This window comes from Streptomyces sp. NPDC003697, assembly GCF_053587115.1.
The window spans coordinates 41,257-58,789 of sequence record NZ_JBSFNN010000001.1 but is presented as its reverse complement, the minus strand read 5'-3'; the positions used below and the strand labels follow the sequence as shown (position 1 = coordinate 58,789).

Annotated in this window: 15 protein-coding genes; 7 read left to right on the top strand and 8 right to left on the bottom strand. The window is 73.0% G+C overall.

The features are described 5' to 3' along the window. Positions 1-104: 104 nt before the first annotated feature. Positions 105-869 (bottom strand): bestrophin-like domain, encoded by a 765-nt coding sequence (locus ACWDNY_RS00235; protein WP_451643417.1) that lies wholly within the window; start codon positions 867-869, stop codon positions 105-107. A 985-nt stretch (positions 870-1,854) separates the two neighbouring features. Here ACWDNY_RS00235 and ACWDNY_RS00230 point away from each other — a divergent pair. The 3 genes from ACWDNY_RS00230 (at position 1,855) to ACWDNY_RS00220 (ending at position 6,085) form a co-directional block, all read left to right on the top strand. After that, positions 1,855-2,820: an SCO0930 family lipoprotein gene (locus ACWDNY_RS00230; protein WP_451643528.1), complete on the top strand. Its 966-nt coding sequence runs from the start codon at positions 1,855-1,857 to the stop codon at positions 2,818-2,820. A gap of 314 nt (positions 2,821-3,134) precedes the next feature. Then, positions 3,135-3,947 carry an SAM-dependent methyltransferase gene (locus ACWDNY_RS00225; protein ID WP_451643416.1) on the top strand — a complete coding sequence of 271 codons (813 nt, stop codon included), beginning with the start codon at positions 3,135-3,137 and terminating at the stop codon, positions 3,945-3,947. Further along, positions 3,944-6,085 (top strand): putative bifunctional diguanylate cyclase/phosphodiesterase, encoded by a 2,142-nt coding sequence (locus tag ACWDNY_RS00220; RefSeq protein WP_451643415.1) that lies wholly within the window; start codon positions 3,944-3,946, stop codon positions 6,083-6,085. Before ACWDNY_RS00225 ends, ACWDNY_RS00220 begins: the two co-directional genes overlap by 4 nt. A gap of 5 nt (positions 6,086-6,090) precedes the next feature. On the opposite strand, the gene ACWDNY_RS00215 is transcribed toward ACWDNY_RS00220, so the two are convergent. Beyond that, on the bottom strand, positions 6,091-6,975 hold the full coding sequence (locus ACWDNY_RS00215; protein WP_451643414.1) for a LysR family transcriptional regulator: 885 nt from the start codon (positions 6,973-6,975) through the stop codon (positions 6,091-6,093). An 83-nt stretch (positions 6,976-7,058) separates the two neighbouring features. On the opposite strand from ACWDNY_RS00215, the gene ACWDNY_RS00210 reads away from it, so the two are divergent. Genes ACWDNY_RS00210 through ACWDNY_RS00200 form a run of 3 tightly spaced genes read left to right on the top strand, consistent with a single transcriptional unit; the run spans position 7,059 to position 10,463 of the window. Then, positions 7,059-7,766 (top strand): succinate dehydrogenase, encoded by a 708-nt coding sequence (locus tag ACWDNY_RS00210; protein WP_451643413.1) that lies wholly within the window; start codon positions 7,059-7,061, stop codon positions 7,764-7,766. Position 7,767: 1 nt separating this feature from the next. After that, a complete protein-coding gene (locus tag ACWDNY_RS00205) occupies positions 7,768-9,717 on the top strand; it encodes a fumarate reductase/succinate dehydrogenase flavoprotein subunit (RefSeq protein WP_451643412.1) in 1,950 nt (649 codons plus the stop codon). Further along, positions 9,714-10,463 (top strand): succinate dehydrogenase/fumarate reductase iron-sulfur subunit, encoded by a 750-nt coding sequence (locus ACWDNY_RS00200; protein WP_451643411.1) that lies wholly within the window; start codon positions 9,714-9,716, stop codon positions 10,461-10,463. The genes ACWDNY_RS00205 and ACWDNY_RS00200 overlap by 4 nt, the downstream gene beginning before the upstream one ends. A 190-nt stretch (positions 10,464-10,653) precedes the next feature. On the opposite strand, the gene ACWDNY_RS00195 is transcribed toward ACWDNY_RS00200, so the two are convergent. The 5 genes from ACWDNY_RS00195 to ACWDNY_RS00175 all read right to left on the bottom strand — a co-directional run bounded on the left by ACWDNY_RS00195 (position 10,654) and on the right by ACWDNY_RS00175 (position 16,244). Then, positions 10,654-13,017: an ATP-binding cassette domain-containing protein gene (locus ACWDNY_RS00195; protein WP_451643410.1), complete on the bottom strand. Its 2,364-nt coding sequence runs from the start codon at positions 13,015-13,017 to the stop codon at positions 10,654-10,656. A 178-nt stretch (positions 13,018-13,195) separates the two neighbouring features. Next, entirely contained in the window at positions 13,196-13,747 is a 552-nt protein-coding gene (locus ACWDNY_RS00190) for a GNAT family N-acetyltransferase (RefSeq protein WP_451643409.1), read from the bottom strand. Between the two features lie 60 nt (positions 13,748-13,807). Then, positions 13,808-14,809 carry an LLM class flavin-dependent oxidoreductase gene (locus tag ACWDNY_RS00185; RefSeq protein ID WP_451643408.1) on the bottom strand — a complete coding sequence of 334 codons (1,002 nt, stop codon included), beginning with the start codon at positions 14,807-14,809 and terminating at the stop codon, positions 13,808-13,810. A gap of 317 nt (positions 14,810-15,126) precedes the next feature. Next, positions 15,127-15,879 (bottom strand): DUF4142 domain-containing protein, encoded by a 753-nt coding sequence (locus tag ACWDNY_RS00180; RefSeq protein WP_451643407.1) that lies wholly within the window; start codon positions 15,877-15,879, stop codon positions 15,127-15,129. Between the two features lie 131 nt (positions 15,880-16,010). Continuing rightward, entirely contained in the window at positions 16,011-16,244 is a 234-nt protein-coding gene (locus ACWDNY_RS00175) for a hypothetical protein (RefSeq protein WP_451643406.1), read from the bottom strand. 161 nt (positions 16,245-16,405) lie between these two features. Here ACWDNY_RS00175 and ACWDNY_RS00170 point away from each other — a divergent pair, with 161 nt between their 5' ends. Further along, on the top strand, positions 16,406-16,897 hold the full coding sequence (locus ACWDNY_RS00170; RefSeq protein ID WP_451643405.1) for a phosphatase domain-containing protein: 492 nt from the start codon (positions 16,406-16,408) through the stop codon (positions 16,895-16,897). Positions 16,898-16,922: 25 nt separating this feature from the next. On the opposite strand, the gene ACWDNY_RS00165 is transcribed toward ACWDNY_RS00170, so the two are convergent. After that, positions 16,923-17,138 carry a dodecin gene (locus ACWDNY_RS00165; RefSeq protein WP_451643404.1) on the bottom strand — a complete coding sequence of 72 codons (216 nt, stop codon included), beginning with the start codon at positions 17,136-17,138 and terminating at the stop codon, positions 16,923-16,925. Positions 17,139-17,533 lie beyond the last annotated feature (395 nt).

The window sequence follows — 17,533 nt, the reverse complement described above, 5'->3', positions numbered from 1 at the left end:
CGGAGCACCCCGGCGCGACATCCCGCGGACGGGCGTCCGGGAGGCGCCGGCGGTGACGCCGGACCGGACGCGGCCCACCGGCGCGGGGCTCGCCCGTCAGCCCGTCACCCCGTCACGTGCGGGAAGAAGCTCAGGAAGGCGTCGGCCGACGCGGACACCCCCCGGCTGTAGGGGGCGTCGAAGTCCCAGATCAGGAAGAGCAGGAAGGCGATCAGCGCGGAGAACAGCCCGGCGAGGATCAGTTCCCGTGCCGTGCGCCTGATCTGCAGCGCGAACACCATGCCGATGGTGACCACGGCCCCCGCCACCAGGCCGAACCACACCACGCCCGGCATGGTCGCCCCCGTCGAGTCGGCGCGTGCGGCGCGGGCCTGGTCCGCCGCGGTCACCTGGTCCACGAGCGGTTGGTAGGCCTGTGCCTCGAAGTCCGAGGCCGGCCGGTAGTCCGTCACGTCCGCGCGGACCCGGTCGAGCAGTTGGCCGCCCCGCGCGGTGACCCGCCCTTCCTCGGCCATCGCTTTCCACTCGGTGGTCACGACGTGTCCGACATAGGTGTTGACGTCGGAGCGGATGCGGTCACGGACGTCGGCCGGGTAGACCCGGACCCGCTCGGAGATCTCGTGCAGCGCCTGCGCCTCCGCCTGGACGTGGTCCTGGGCGGCGACGCGTGCCTCCCAGACCCCCGCGATGGCCAGGCCCAGCACAATGGCGTACACGACGCCGATCCACATCGTCATGTACTCGATGACGTCCGGGGTCTCACTCGGGTCCTCGTCCTCTGCCGCCGTGCGGTGCCGTACCAGCGTGACGACGACCACTACGGCACACGCGGCCAGCATCGCGAGCGTGAGAACAAGCCATTCCGACAACGGGTGCCTCCAGGAATCAGCGCGGACGGAGCGCGGCGACCGCCGCGAGGGCCGGGATCGCCACGAGCAGGACGTAGGTGAGGGGCGACGGACCGTGGTGCGGCGGCCGGCCGTGCGGCCGCGGGTGGTACCGCGGATAGGCCACCTGTGAGGCCGGGGGACTCGGACGGGGCGCACTGGACGGCCGGGCCGGGGCCGGCGCAGGCGGCGCAGGCGCGACGGCCGGCCGGGGCGGAGGCGGCGGCGGAGCCGGCCGCGGCGGCGGTGGGGGCTTCTGCCTGGGCTCCGGCGTCGGCGTGGGTGGTGGTGCGAGCCGGGGAGGGGGTTCCGGCGGCGGAGGCGGGGATGGCGGGGGTGGCGGCGGTGGCGTGGTGGGGGTCGGGGTGGGCGGAGGCGGTGGAGGCGGTGTGGGGCCGGGACAGGGCGGTGGCAGGGGCATCCCGCGCGCGGTGAGCTCGGGGAACGGCCGCAAGCCGCTGCCGGCCACCGCCACCGTGCCGTCCGGGCCGGTGGAAGCGGCGGCGAACTCGGGGAACGGCCGCAAGCCGCCGCCGGCCACCGCCACCGCCACCGTGCCGTCCGGGCCGGTGGAGGCGTACGCGCAGGCGTCGGCCGCGGCCGGTCCGGCCGGCGCGCCCACGCAGGTCCACACCAGCGTCAGCGGCGCCAACAGCCTCGCCGCCAGGCCGAATCGGTTCGGTTCGGGTCGATGCACGACGAAGATCATGAGCCCCGGACCCGGCCGGGCGTGCCGGGATGCCCGGCGTTTGCCCCGAAGGTGGGGCGTGTGGCGCCCGCCGGTTTGACCGGCCGGACGGTGGCCCCCCGGGACCACGCACACATGTGCGCGTCGACGGCCCTCCCACAGGTTCCGGAAAGAAAGTCCCGCCGCGCTTGAACACAACCAGCGTCCCCGTGCGTACCCAGTGTCGTGCGGCGGCGCAGCAGGGCGCTGCGACACCCTTGGGATCATGGGGAGTTGACGATGAAGACCTCCTGGCGGAGCGCCTCACTCGTGGCGGCGGCCGCGGCCGTGCTGGCATTGACGACGGCGTGCGGTCAGGACAACGGCAGCCAGGCGGCGGGCAGCCAGAACGTGGGTGCGACCGCCGCGGCCGGCGGCTACGGCAACTCAGGCCTCGGCAGTGCCGGCGTCGGGACCGGGACGGGCGCCGGCAACGGCTACGGAGCCGACGGGCAGGCCGCCGGCGGCTCGAAGTCCGCGGGCCGCCTGGGGGTTGCCGCCAACGCGGAACTGGGCAAGGTGCTGACGGACGGCGCGGGGATGACGCTGTACCGCTTCGACCAGGACACGGCCGAGCCCGCCAAGTCCAACTGCGACGGCGACTGCGCCAAGGCCTGGCCGCCGGTGCCCGCGGACGACGCCACCGCCGGGGCGGCGATCGACAAGGCGCTGCTCGGCGAGGTCACCCGCTCCGACGGCACCAAGCAGCTGACGGTCAACGGCTGGCCGGCGTACCGCTACGCGAAGGACACCAAGGCCGGTGACACCACCGGCCAGGGCGTCGGCGGCAAGTGGTACGCCCTCGCCCCCGACGGCAAGAAGGCCTCGCTGGCGAGCCTGCCCGGCCTGTCGGTGAAGAAGAGCACCGAGCTCGGCGACATCGTCGTCGACAAGAACGGCATGACGGTCTACCGCTTCCTGAAGGACAAGGCGTGGCCGAAGTCGGTGTCGGCCTGCACGGGCGCCTGCCTGGAGAAGTGGCCGGCGGTGGCTCCGGTGAAGGCGGAGGACACCAAGGGCGTCGTGAAGAAGGGCCTGATGAGCTTCACCCGGCCGGACGGCGTCAAGCAGATGACCGTCGACTGCTGGCCGATCTACACCTTCTCCGGGGACAAGGCCGCCGGGGACATCAACGGTCAGGGCGTCGGCGGCACCTGGTACGCCGTGTCCCCCGACGGCAAGCCGGTCGGCGCGCCGGCGAAGTAGGGATCGCCTCCCCAGGGTCGATCACCACCCCCCCGACTCGTGCCGGGACACAGCAGGGACAGTCGCCACAGGCAGGGCCTGCAGGACGAGAAACCCGGCGCGCACGGACCGGACCGCCCCCTCCGCACCGCACGGAGGGGGCGGTTCGCCGTGCCGTCGTCCTTCCGCGGTCCGCCCGCGGCGGGCCGCCGGCCGCTCTGCGCCGCAGGTGATGACCGGGAACGGATGGTCAATTTCCGGTTCGGCTACCCCCTTTGGCGGGCGATCAGTAGCCTCTGCTCGAACACCGGATCGCCTACGCCTTGGAGAGAGAGATGGAGCGTCCCGCCTGGGCCCCACGGAGCATCGACATCTCGGTGCCGAGCGTCGCTCGCATCTACGACTACTACCTGGGCGGTTCGCACAACTTCGAGGTGGACCGGGAAGCGGCCCGCCGGGCCATGGACTTCATGCCGGGCCTGCCCAAGGTCATGCAGGCGAACCGGGCGTTCATGCGCCGCGCCGTGCGCTACGCCGCCGGTGAGGGCGTCACCCAGTTCCTGGACATAGGTTCCGGCATCCCGACGTTCGGCCCCGTCCACGAGACGGCCCAGCGGACGAGTCCGGGTGCGCGGGTCGTCTACGTCGACCACGACCCGGTGGCGGTCGCGCACAGCCAGGCGGTGCTGGCGGGCAACGACGGCGCGGACGTCGTCGCGGCCGATCTGCGCAAGCCGCAGGAGATCCTGACGAGCCCCCAGGTGCAGCGGCTGATCGACCTGAATCGGCCAGTGGCGCTGCTTCTCGTTGCCATACTTCACTTCGTGGAGGACGAGGACGACCCGTACGCTGCGGTGGCCGAGTTGCGTGACGCGCTCGCGCCCGGCAGCCTGCTCGTGCTCACGCACGCCTCGTACGAGGGGATCCCGCTGCCGCCCGAGCGGAGCGAGGGCACGGTCGACGTGTACAGGGACATCCGCAATCCGCTGATCATGCGCTCGCGCGAGGAAATCGCGCGGTTCTTCGAGGGGTACGACATGGTGGAGCCCGGACTGGTGCCGATGCCGCACTGGCGGCCGGAGACGGCACCGGAGGACGAGGATCCCTACGCGTTCTCCGGTTTCGCCGGCGTGGGGCGTACCGCGTGACCGCGGAACCGGACGGACCGGAGGACAGACTGCGCCGGTTCGCGACCATCTGGAGCCGGGCGGTGTTCCCGGTGACCTCCACCTCGCTGACCCGCGTCGAGCTCGAGGAACGGCTGCTGCCGCTGGCCCGGCGGCTGAGCGACGCGCTGCGCGCCCGGGCCTTCGAGGCCGGGGAGGGCGAGGCGGTCGGCGCCGGGCTCGTCGACGCGCACTGCACCGCCCCCGACGCGCTCAGCCGGTCCCTGGACTGCGTCGACGCCTACCTCGTCCTCTACTGCGGCGAGGGCCGCTCCCAGGAGGACCTGCGCGCCCGCTCGGCACGGCTCCAGCACGCCATGGCCGCCGGGTTCGCGCGGGCACTGCGCGAGCGCACCCTCGCCGAACAGGAGTCGATCGCCCAGGCCGCGCTGCGCGCCCAGGGCGTGGTGGCACAGGCGCTGCACGCGAGCGAGGCCCGCTTCCGCGCGGTGTTCGAAGGCGCCGCGATAGGCATCGGGATCGCCGACCTGGAAGGCAACGTCCTGCAGGTCAACGGGGCGTTGCTGCGCATGTTCGGCGGCTCCGAGCACAACGTGCGCGGCCGCAACGTGCGGGAGTGGACCCACCCCGACGACGCGCCGCAGGTCTGGCGGCTGTACGAGGAGCTCGTGCGCGGCGAGCGCGAGCACTACCACGTGGAGAAGGCCTACTACCGGCCCGACGGAACGGTCCTGTGGACCAACCTCACCGTCTCCCTGCTGCGTGACGCCGACGGCGCCCCGCAGTACCAGCTCGCCCTCGTCGAGGACACCACCGAGCGGCGGCTGCTCAACCTCCGGCTGCGCTACGAGGCCACGCACGACGCGCTGACCGGACTGCCCAACCGCACCCTGTTCTTCGAGCGTCTGGAGAAGGCGCTGAACGCGGGGGAGGGCCGGCGCTTCGGCCTGTGCTACCTCGACCTCGACGGCTTCAAGACCATCAACGACAGTCTCGGCCACGCCGCCGGGGACCGGCTCCTCGTCGAGGTCGCCGACCGCCTGCAGTCGTGTGCGACCGCCGCCGGGGAGATGGTGGCCCGGCTCGGCGGCGACGAGTTCGTCGCTCTTACCACCGGCCCGGACACCCGGCGCGAGGTCGACGACCTCGCCACCCGCATCCTGAACGCGCTGGCCTCGCCCGTCAGCGTCGAGGGCCGGCAGCTGAGCGTGCGCGGCAGCATCGGCGTCGTCGAGGGACCGGTGGGGGAGCGCAGCGCCGCGGAGGTGCTGCGCAGCGCCGACATCACCATGTACCGGGCCAAGTCGGCCGGCGGCAACCGCTTCGAACTGGCCGACCCGGAGGCCGACGCCCGCGCCATCACCCGGCACGGCCTGACCACGGCACTGCCGACGGCCCTGGACCGGGGCGAGTTCTTCATCGAGTACCAGCCGCTGGTGCACCTCGGCGACGGCAGCGTGCGGGGCGCGGAGGCGCTGGTGCGCTGGCTGCACCCGCAGCACGGCGTGCTCGGGCCCGACCGGTTCATCCCGCTCGCCGAGCACACGGGACTGATCGTCCCGCTGGGCCGCTGGGTGATGGAGCAGTCGGTGCGGCAGGCCCACGAGTGGCGGGAACGGTTCGGCGACCGCGGCGGCGCCCCGCTGCGCATCAACGTCAACGTCTCCCCGTGCCAGCTCACCCACCCCGGCCTGGTCCAGGACACCGTCGACATCCTGGAGCGGGCGGGCGTCGCGCCGGACGCGCTGTGCCTGGAGGTCACCGAGTCGGCGCTGATCGGCGCCGACGACGACCTGCTCAAGCCGCTGCGCCGGCTGGCCGAGATGGGCGTCGACATCGCCCTCGACGACTTCGGCACCGGCTACTCCAACCTGGCCAACCTGCGGCGCCTGCCGGTCAGCGTCCTGAAGCTGGACCGGTCCTTCACCCAGGGCATGCAGCAGTTCCCGGCCGACCCGGTCGACCTCAAGATCGTCGAGGGGATCGTCTCCCTCGCCCACAGCCTCGACCTGGCGGTGACCGTCGAGGGCGTGGAGACCGGCGCCCAGGCCGAACAGCTGCGCATACTGGGCTGCGACACGGCGCAGGGCTGGTACTACGCCCGCCCCGGCCCGCCGGAGCGCCTGCACGAGCTGGCCCTGGTGGACGCGGCGGGCTGAGCCGCTCAGCGCTCCAGCAGCATCCGCTGCAGCTCCCGCGCGGCCCTCGGCGGGGCCACGTCACTGCGGTGCGCCAGGGCGATCGTGCGGTGCAGTCCGGGCCGTTCGAGCGGGGTCACACGCATCCCCCGGCCCGACCGCGCGGCCACCATCCTCGGGACGACGGCCACGCCAAGCCCGGCCCGGACGAACCCCAGGACCGCGTCCATCTCCCCGCCCTCGACCGCGAAGTCCGGCTCGAAGCCCTCCGCACGGCACGCCGCGACGGTCAGCTCGCGCAGGTCGTAGCCGTGCCGGAACATCACCAGGCGCTCGCCCTCCAGATCGGAGATGCGGACGGCGCGCCGCCCCTGCCCCGGCCCGGGCGCCTCCGGCGAGGACACGACCACCAGGTCCTCGCGCAGCAGCTCCACCGTCGTCAGCGCCGGGGACGGCGTCGGCAGCGGCAGGACGACCAGGGCGAGGTCCAGGGCGCCGCGGGCGAGCTCCCGCACGAGGTCGTGCGAGCCGCCTTCCTCGATCAGCAGACGGATGCCGGGATACCGGTCGTGGAAGGCGCGCAGCACGTCAGGAAGCAGGCCGGTGCACAGGCTCGGGGTGGCGCCCAGCCGCACCCGGCCACCGCGCAGCTGCACCAACTCCTGGACCTCGTGCCGGGCCGTGTCCGCGTCGGCGAGGATGCGCCGCGCCAGCGGCAGCAGGGCCTCACCGGCGTCGGTCAGCGTGATGTTGCCGCGCGCCCGCAGGAACAGGTCCGCGCCCAGCTCCCGCTCCAGCGCCTTGATCTGCTGCGACAGCGACGGCTGGGCGACATGGACCCGCTCCGCGGCCCGGGTGAAGTGCCGGGTCTCGGCGACCGCCACGAAGTACTGGAGCTGCTGGAACTGCACCCCCTCATCATAGGGCAGGACTATCGAAACGAGCCGGACCATGTCTTGGACCGATGAGGTCGTTCGGCCCTAGCGTCAGCAGCATGGCTCTGGCAACGCGGACGGACCGACGGCCGTCCATGGCGCGCACCGTGTGGGACTCGACCGTCGGCAAGAAGACCGTGATGGCGGTCAGTGGGCTTGTCATGCTGCTGTACCTCGTCGCCCACATGATCGGCAACCTGAAGATCTTCTTCGGGGCCGGTGAGTTCAACCACTACGCCCACTGGCTGCGCACCGTCGGCGAGCCGTTCATGCACTACCAGTGGATGCTCTGGCTGATCCGCGTCGTGCTCGTGGCCGCGGTCGTCGCCCACGCCGTCTCGGCCTACCAGCTCAGCCGGCGCGACATCAGGGCGCGCCCGACCAAGTACGTGCACGCGCGGCCCCGGGCGAGCTACGCCACCCGCACCATGCGCTGGGGCGGCATCATCCTCGGCCTGTTCATCGTCTGGCACCTGCTCGACCTGACCACCGGGACCGCCCACCCCGGCGCCTTCCAGTCGGGCCGCCCGTACCAGAACGTGGTGGGCACGTTCTCCACCTGGTACGGCGACGTGATCTACATCGTCGCCATGCTGGCGCTCGGCCTGCACATCCGGCACGGCTTCTGGAGCGCCGCCCAGACCCTCGGCGTGGGCAGCCGCACCTGCGACCGCGCCCTGAAGACCCTGGCCAACGTCCTAGCGCTGCTGCTCACGGCCGGTTTCGTCGCCGTGCCCGTGGGCGTCATGACCGGAGTGGTGAGCTGACATGACGACCTACGCCGACTACACGACGGGCGACCCGGTCGCCGACACCAAGGCACCGGCCGGCCCGATCCACGAGCGCTGGGACACGCGCCGCTTCGAGGCCAAGCTGGTCAACCCCGCCAACCGGCGCAGGCACACGGTCATCGTCGTGGGCACCGGCCTCGCCGGCGGCTCCGCGGGCGCCACCCTCGCCGAACAGGGCTACCACGTCGTCCAGTTCTGCTACCAGGACTCCCCGCGCCGCGCCCACTCGATCGCCGCGCAGGGCGGCATCAACGCCGCGAAGAACTACCGCAACGACGGCGACTCGGTCCACCGCCTGTTCTACGACACCGTGAAGGGCGGCGACTTCCGCGCCCGCGAGTCCAACGTCCACCGCCTGGCCCAGATCTCCGTCGAGATCATCGACCAGTGCGTGGCGCAGGGCGTGCCGTTCGCCCGCGAGTACGGCGGCCTCCTCGACACCCGCTCCTTCGGCGGCGTCCAGGTCTCCCGCACGTTCTACGCCCGCGGCCAGACGGGCCAGCAGCTCCTCCTCGGCGCCTACCAGGCGCTGTCCCGGCAGATCGCCGCGGGCAACGTGGAGATGCACCCGCGCACCGAGATGCTCGACCTGATCGTCGTCGACGGCCGGGCCCGCGGCATCGTCGCCCGCGACCTGGTCACCGGACGGATCAGCACCTACTTCGCGGACGCCGTCGTCCTCGCCTCGGGCGGCTACGGCAACGTGTTCTACCTGTCGACCAACGCCATGAACTCCAACGCGACGGCCGTCTGGCGGGCGCACCGGCGCGGCGCCTACTTCGCCAACCCCTGCTTCACCCAGATCCATCCGACCTGCATCCCGCGCACCGGCGACCACCAGTCCAAGCTCACCCTGATGAGCGAGTCGCTGCGCAACGACGGCCGGATCTGGGTGCCGAAGGCCAAGGGCGACGACCGCCCGCCGAACCAGATCCCCGAGGACGAGCGCGACTACTACCTGGAGCGCATCTATCCGTCCTTCGGCAACCTCGTGCCCCGCGACATCGCCTCCCGGGCGGCCAAGAACGTCTGCGACGAGGGCCGCGGCGTCGGTTCCGGCGGCCAGGGCGTGTACCTCGACTTCGCCGACGCGATCCGGCGGATGGGCCGCCGGAAGGTCGAGGAGAAGTACGGCAACCTCTTCGACATGTACGAGCGGATCACCGCGGAGAACCCGTACGAGGTGCCGATGAGGATCTACCCCGCCGTGCACTACACGATGGGCGGCCTGTGGGTCGACTACGACCTGCAGACGACCGTCCCCGGCCTGTTCGCGGTCGGCGAGGCCAACTTCTCCGACCACGGCGCCAACCGCCTCGGCGCCTCCGCGCTGATGCAGGGCCTGGCGGACGGCTACTTCGTGCTGCCGGCCACCGTCAACGACTACCTGGCCCGCAACCCGCACCTGGACCGGGTCGGCGAGGACCACCCGGCCGTGCAGGAGGCCGTCTCCGAGACCGAGGACCGGCTCAACCTGCTCCTGTCCATCGACGGCGACCGCACCCCGGACTCCTTCCACCGCGAGGTCGGCGAACTCATGTGGGAGCTCTGCGGCATGGCCCGCACCGAGGCCGGCCTGCGCAAGGCGCTGGAGCGCATCCCGCAGATCCGCGAGGAGTTCTGGCGGCGCGTGAAGGTTCCCGGCACCGGCGAGGAACTGAACCAGTCGCTGGAGAAGGCCAACCGCATCGTCGACTACCTGGAGCTGGCCGAGCTGATGTGCCTCGACGCTCTGCACCGCGCCGAGTCCTGCGGTGGCCACTTCCGCGAGGAGTCCCAGACCCCCGACGGCGAGGCGGCGCGCAGGGACGACGAGTTCGCCTACGCGGCCGCCTGGGAGTTCACCGGCACCGGCGAGGCCCCCGTCCTGCACAGGGAAGACCTCGTCTTCGAGTACGTCCACCCCACCCAGCGGAGCTACGCATGAAGCTCACCCTGCGCGTCTGGCGGCAGAAGAACGCCGACGCCGACGGCGCCATGTCCACCTACGAGGTGGACGGCATCTCGCCCGACATGTCCTTCCTGGAAATGCTGGACGTCCTCAACGAACAGCTCATCCTCTCCGGCGAGGACCCCGTCGCCTTCGACCACGACTGCCGCGAGGGCATCTGCGGCGCGTGCAGCCTGGTCATCAACGGCGACGCGCACGGCCCGGAGCGCACCACCTCCTGCCAGCTGCACATGCGGTCCTTCGAGGACGGCGACACGATCGACATCGAGCCGTGGCGGGCGGCGGCCTTCCCGGTCGTCAAGGACCTGGTCGTGGACCGCTCGGCCTTCGACCGCATCATCCAGGCCGGCGGCTACATCACCGCCCCCACCGGCTCGGCCCCCGAGGCGCACGCCACGCCCGTGCCCAAGCCCGACGCCGACCACGCCTTCGAGCACGCCGAGTGCATCGGCTGCGGTGCCTGCGTGGCCGCCTGCCCCAACGGCGCGGCGATGCTCTTCACCTCGGCGAAGATCAACCACCTCAACGTCCTGCCGCAGGGCGCGCCCGAGCGCGAGACCCGGGTGCTGGACATGGTCGCCCAGATGGACGACGAGGGCTTCGGCGGCTGCACCCTCGCGGGCGAGTGCGCGACGGCCTGCCCGAAGGGCATCCCGCTCACCTCCATCACCAGCATGAACAGGGAGTGGCTGCGGGCGACCCGCAGGGCGGCCAAGCGCTGAGGGCCGTTACGGCCCACCGGACGTTCGCCGACAGGGTGCGGACGGGCGGGACCGGGAGCGGTGCTCCTCCCGGTCCCGTCAGGCACCCGGCATTCGGCGACCCCCTCACCCCAGGTCGAGGTCGGCCCCGCCGGTGCACGGCGGCCACGAGCGGCCGGCTGCCCGCTGCGCGGGGACGGGAGCGCGGTGTTCAGCGACCCGTCGCGCTCGGCTCCGCGTCCGGTCGACCCAGCGCCCGCGCCAGGTAGGGGGCCGTCGCGCTGCCCGCCGCGCGGGCCACCTCCGACGGCGGTCCCGCCGCGACGACGCGGCCGCCCGCCTCGCCCCCGCCCGGACCCATGTCGATCACCCAGTCCGCCCCCGCGGCGACCGACATGTCGTGCTCGACGACGATCACGGTGTGCCCGGCATCGACGAGCCCGTGCAGCTGCCGCATGAGCACCTCTACGTCCGCCGGGTGGAGACCGGTGGTGGGCTCGTCGAGGAGGTACAGCGTGTGACCGCGGCGGCCGCGCTGCAGTTCGCCCGCGAGCTTGATCCGCTGGGCCTCGCCGCCCGACAGCTCGGTCGCGGGCTGGCCCAGGCGCAGGTAACCGAGGCCCACGTCGAGCAGAGTGGCCAGACTGCGGGACACGGCCGGGGTGTCCGCGAAGAACTCCGCCGCGCTCTCCACCGTCAGGTCGAGCACCTGCGCGATGTTCCGCCCCCGGTAGGTCACGGCCAGCGTCTCCGCGTTGTAGCGCGCCCCTCCGCACTCCGGACACGGCGCGTACGTGCTCGGCAGGAACAGCAGCTCGACGCTGACGAAGCCCTCCCCCTGGCAGGTCTCGCACCGCCCGCCCGCCACGTTGAACGAGAACCGGCCCACGCCGTAACCGCGGGCCCGGGCCTCCTCCGTGGCCGCGAACACCTTCCGCACGGTGTCGAACAGCCCCGTGTACGTGGCCAGGTTGGAGCGCGGGGTGCGGCCGATGGGCCTCTGGTCCACCGACACCAGCCGCCCGACACCCGGCAGGTCCTCGGTGATCGCGCCGATCAGCGTGGACTTCCCGGAGCCGGAGACACCGGTGACCGCGGTGAAGACGCCGAGCGGGAACCGCACGGACACGTCGCGCAGGTTGTGCCGGGTGACCGGGCCCACCTGGACCTGCCCGCGCGGCTCCCGGACGGCGCGCTGCGCCGCGGGGGAGCGGCCGAACAGGAAGCGGGCCGTCGCCGACTCCGCGACCGGGGCCAGCTCGGCCACCGGCCCGCTGTGCAGCACCCGCCCGCCGTGCTCGCCCGCGCCCGGTCCGACGTCGACGAGCCAGTCGGCGCCCCGCACCACGTCCAGGTGGTGCTCCACCACGAACACCGAGTTGCCCGCCGCCTTCAGCCGCTGCAGCATCACCAGCAGCGCCTCCGTGTCCGCCGGGTGCAGACCCGCGGACGGCTCGTCGAGGACGTACACCACCCCGAACAGGCCGGAACGCAGCTGTGTGGCGAGCCGCAGCCGCTGCAGCTCGCCCGCCGACAGGGTGGGTGCGGCGCGGTCCAGACTCAGGTAGCCGAGGCCGAGTTCGAGAACGGGCGCGATCCGGGACTTCAGGTCGTCGGTGAGGACCCGAGCGGTCCCGGACGTGCCCCGCAGCAGCCCGGCGAGCTCGGTCAGCGGCAGCGCCGCCAGCTCGGCGATCGTCCGGCCCGCGAAGGTCACGGCCAGGGCCTCGGGGCGCAGTCTGCTGCCCCCGCACGCCGGGCAGGGCGCGCTGGTGAGGAAGCGCTCCGCCTTCGCCCGCAGGGTGGCGCTCCTGGAGTCGGAGAACGTCTTGAGCACATACCGCCGGGCGCTCATGTACGTGCCCTGGTAAGGCCGTTGGATGCGGCCGGCCTCCCGGACCGGGTGCACGGTCACGACCGGCTGCTCGTCCGTGAACAGGATCCACTCCCGCTGCTCGGCGGGCAGTTCGCGCCACGGCCGGTCGACGTCGTACCCGAGCGCGTCGAGGACGTCCCGCAGGTTCTTGCCCTGCCAGGCGCCCGGCCACGCGGCGATCGCGCCCTCGCGGACCGACAGCGAGGGGTCGGGGACCAGCAACTCCTCGCTGGTGCTGTGCACCCGGCCGAGCCCGTGGCAGCGAGGGCACGCCCCGGCCGCCGTGTTCGGGGAGAACGCGTCCGAGTCCAGGCCTGCGGCGCCCGGCGGGTAGTCCCCGGCGCGGGAGAACAACATCCGCAGGCTGTTGGACAGGTTCGTCACCGTGCCCACGGAGGACCGGGACGTCGGCACCGACCGCCGCTGCTGGAGCGACACCGCGGGCGGCAGCCCGGTGATCTCCCCGACCTTCGGGGCGCCGACCTGGTGGATCAGCCTGCGGGCGTACGGCGCGACCGACTCGAAGTAGCGCCGCTGCGCCTCCGCGTAGATCGTGCCGAACGCCAGCAAGGACTTCCCGGAACCCGACACCCCGGTAAAGACGGCCAGCGTGTCCCGCGGGATGTCGACGTCCACGCCCTTCAGGTTGTGCTCGCGGGCACCGCGCACGCGGACGTACGGGTCGTGGGGGCTGTGCATGGCGGGGCTCCGTACGGGGACTGCTGCCGGTGAAGGGACAAACCCTGCCATCCTATGGCGGCGGCCCGCGCCGGGTGGCGGCTGTCCCGGGCTCGGTCTGCCGTGCGGCGCGGGCGCCGGCGGGCCGGGCGGGTCCGCCCGCTGCCTGCGCGGGCTCGGCTCCCGACCGCTCCCGCGGTCAGCGCGCCGCGCCGGGCCACTCCTCCCGCACCATCCCGAACAGCACGGTGTCGTACCGCCTGCCCGCCACGAGCACGGCACCACGGCGGCGGCCCTCCTCGCGGAAGCCCAGCCCGGTGAACGCGCGGACGGCCCGTTCGTTGCCGCTCCAGGTGTCGAGTCCGATCCGGTGCAGCCCGAAGGAGCCGAACAGGTGTGCCACCAGGAGCCGCAGCGCGTCCGAGCCGTGGCCGCGGCCCCAGCGGTCGCGCTCCCCGATGGTGACCCCGACCGTGGCCTGCCCGGCGATCGGGTCCAGGTCCCGGTAGTCCACCATGCCGATCACCGTGCCGTCGGCCAGGTCCTCGACGGTGAGAACGGCCGACTCCCTCGGGTCCAGGCGCAGCATCGTCTCGAAGCCGAGTGCGACGGCCTCGGCCGTCACCGGGCCGAAGCGCGGGTCCCCACCGGTGGCCCAGTGCACCACCTCCGGGTCGTTGCGCCACCGCACGTGGTGTTCCGCGTCCTCCGCGCGCAGTGCGCGGAGCCTTACCGTCTTGCCTTCGATCATCCGGGGATCGTATGTCGGCCACCGCCCGGAGCGGCCGGGGGCCTCCTTCGCCGGCGCGCGTCAGCGGGAGGAGAAGACGCCGGCGAGCCGGCGGTAGGAGTCCAGCAGGGCCGCCCGGTCGTACGTGCTGGTGGTGACGAGGACCTCCTGCGCACCCGTCTCCTTCAGGACCGTCTCCAGTTCCTGCGCGACCTGCTCCTCGGTGCCGGCGAGCCCGCCGGCCAGCCCGGACTCGTACAGATCGCGCTCCTTGCCGGTCATCCGCCGGGACTCGACCTGTTCGGCGGGCGGCAACGGCGGGAAGGTGCCGTGCGTCCGGGCGTACGCCATCGACCACGCCTCCGGGACCAGCAGGCGCCCGGCCTCCCGCGCGGTGGCGGCCACGGCGACGGTCCCGGAGATCACGACGTACGGCTCCTCGGCCCAGGGGGAGGGCCGGAACTGCGTGCGGTACCGGTCGATGCCGCGCCGCATCCGGTCGCGGTCGCGCAGATCGCCGATGACCACCGGCAGGCCCGCGCGGGCCGCGATCGCGGCGCCCTCGCCCATCGCCAGGACGAACGGCGGCACCCGCAGCCCCTCGGCGGGGCGCGCGTGCACCCCCGTCGGCGACGAGCCCAGGAACCAGCCGAGCAGTTCCTCGAGCTGCGCCCCGAAGTCCTCGGCGTCGCCCCTGTCCCGCCCGAGGGCCTTGCGCACGCCGCCGGTGAACCCCACGGAACGGCCCAGCCCCATGTCGACGCGGCCGGGGAACAGCGACTCCAGCACGCCGAACTGCTCGGCGACCACCAGCGGCCGGTGGTTGGGCAGCATCACCCCGCCCGTGCCGACGCGGATGGTGCGGGTCGCGGCGGCCACCGCGGCGGCCAGCACCGTCGGCGCGGATCCGGCGACCCCGGGTACGCCGTGGTGCTCGGACACCCAGAACCGGTGGTAACCCAGCGCCTCCACCTCCTGCGCCAGCCGCACGGTGTCCCGCAGTGCCTCGGCGTCCGGGTGCCCCTCCCGCACGCGTGAGCGGTCGAGCACGGAGAAACGGGTCGAAGCGATCAGCGAACTCACACAGGGGTCAACGCGATGGGCGGCCGGGGATTCCCGCTGGGTGTCCGCAGTGCGGCACGCCGGTGGCGCCGGCCACCCCGAGGCCCGCAACCGCCTGCGGAGCGGACCTCGGAGACCTCGCGGGCCTCGCGAACCGTGACGGCGGCGTGCACGCGCACGGCGGGCGGCCGGGAGCCGCTGCCACGGCGCCCCCGAGGACCTCGGCGGTTTCTTCGCCGTCCTGTCCGTCCCGCCCGCCCCCCTTCCCCGAGTCGATCCACGGGCGGAAGGTGTGCGGGGTGGTGTGGTGCCGCACCGGCGAGCCCGCCGGCCAGGGCTCAGCCGGCAGACGGGCTGGGGGCCGGGCCGGGCGTCGGGGTGGCGGTGTTGACGCCGAGGTCCGGGCGGGGGGTCAGGACGACCATCGGCGCGCCGGGCGGGGGCGGGGGAGGGGTGAGCTGGTCCTTGGGCAGCTTCGGCGGCGACGTCTGCTGGAAGTTGACCTGGCCGAAGTTGACCGTGCCGGTGTTCTCCAGCACGGTGATGTGGTCGAGCACGGTGTCGTTCGCCAGGTTCGCGAGCTGACGCACCAGGCTGTTCTCGGTGCTGGCCCGGATCTTGGCGATGGCCGGGAAGATCTGGCCGTGCGTCACCCGCATGATGTTGGCGGCGGTGGAGTCGAACTGCGCGCCGGACTGGGCCGCAGAGGTCGCCACGAACTGCTGCTGCTGCGGGGTGGCCTGGTTGGGCAGGGTGATGCCCAGCTCGGGCGCTATCTTGCGGCACATCGCGTCGAGTCCGGCGTGGCCGACGATCAGGTGCTTGCCCGCCTCCTTCATCTGCGGCGTCGAGCCCTTCTGCAGCGCGATCTCGCCGAGGGGGTACTCCCACAGCCCGGCCGAGCGGACCTTGACCACGAAGTCGCGGTCGGCCTCGGTGAGCGGGCCGTACGGGGTGTTGGCGATGATGCGGTTCGGGGAGCCGGTCGTGTTCTGCACCCCGAGCATGGAGGGGTAGGCGAGGGCGGTGAGGGTCAGACCCAGCGCACCCACGACGAAGACGGTTCCGATCGTGTTGCGGGACATGGGCATGGTGCCTCCAGACGCGAACGGCGTGTACGCCAGGAGGTACGGACGCGTCAGGTGAACGGATCATCGCGCGGGGAAAAACTTCCGCCATCCGGTGTGATGTGTGTCACAGTGAGGCGGGCCCGGATGAGTGTTCAGGGCAGTTCCCCGACCGGCTCCGGTCCCCAGTACTCCGGTCCGCCCCCACGCCAGTCGATCAGCGGAGAGACCGTCACCTCCACGGGGTCGACGTCCAGCCCGGCACGGCGGAGGAACTCGGCGACATCGCCGACGTTGTAGGCGAGGCCGAGTATCTCGCCGTTCACGCGGACGCGCCGGCCGCCCGTCGGTGAGGGCGGGTGGACGATCACGGGCAGTGGTCCGGACATGTTCCCAGCATCGGACGTACGACCCGCCCACGCATCCGGGCGGGGGCTGCCCGGACGCCGTGCGGAGTGGGCGCGGGCGCATCGCCGCGGGCCGGGCACGGCGCAGTGCCGGACGGCCGCGGCGGGGCCCTTGTGCGTACGCGGCTCTTACGCTGGGCGGTGTGACGGACAGCAGCAAACGGCCCCTGGCCGTGTTCGACCTGGACAACACGCTCGCCGACACGGCGCACCGGCAGCGGTTCCTGGAGCGCAGGCCGCGGGACTGGGACGCCTTCTTCGCGGCCGCGCCGGCGGACCCGCCGATCCCCGAGGGCGTGCGGTTCGCCCGGGACAACGCGGAGGAGTGCGAGGTCGTCTACCTGACCGGACGGCCCGAGCGCTACCGCCGGGACACGCTCGACTGGCTCGCCGCCCACGGCCTGCCGCAGGGACGCGTCCACATGCGCCGGGACCACGACCGCAGGCCCGCCCGCCGTACCAAGCTGGAGACCCTGCGCAGCCTCGCCCGGCACCGTGAGATCCGTGTGGTCGTGGACGACGACGAGCTGGTCTGCGCGGACGCGGAGGAGGCGGGTTTCCGGGTCCTGCGGGCCCGCTGGGCGGCGCCCTCGGCGGAGTTGGAGGACGCGCAGGAGCGGGAGGGGCGGACCTGAGGCGGATGCCGTGGCGCGGCGGCGGTCAGTCCACGTCCTCGATGCGGAAGCCGACCTTCAGGCAGACCTGGTAGCACTGGATCCGCCCGTCCTCGATCCCTCCCCTGACCTGCGTCACCTCGAACCAGTCCAGGTTGCGCAGGGTCTGGGAGGCGCGGGCGATGCCGTTCTCGATGGCCTTGTCGAGGCCCTCCCGGGAGGTGCCGGCGATCTCGGTGAGCCGGTAGGTGTGGTCGGTCATGCGAGCGCTCCTTCCCAAGGGACGCGGACACCGCGTCCGCCCGTGACGCACATACGGCGCGTCAGTCCACCGTCCCGCACGACAGGTCACCGCGCGAGGCGAGGACGGGGCGGGTCGGCGCCATTCGTCGTCGCTCGCCCGTCTGTCGGCCGCGGGCCGGACGCCGGCCGTCGCCCGTCTGCCTGCGGCGGAGCGGGTGACGGCCGTCGTCACTTGCCGGGTGCGGGCCGGGGGACGGCCGCGTCGCCCGCGAACCGGCCGCCGTCAGCGCCGGCGGCACCCGCCCGCGGAGTCGGCGTACACCGGCGCCACCGGGCGCACCGCGGGGTCGCCGCAGCGCGGTCGCGCCGCGCCCGGATGCACCGGGAGTGCGGCCGGCTCTCCCGGCCTCCTCC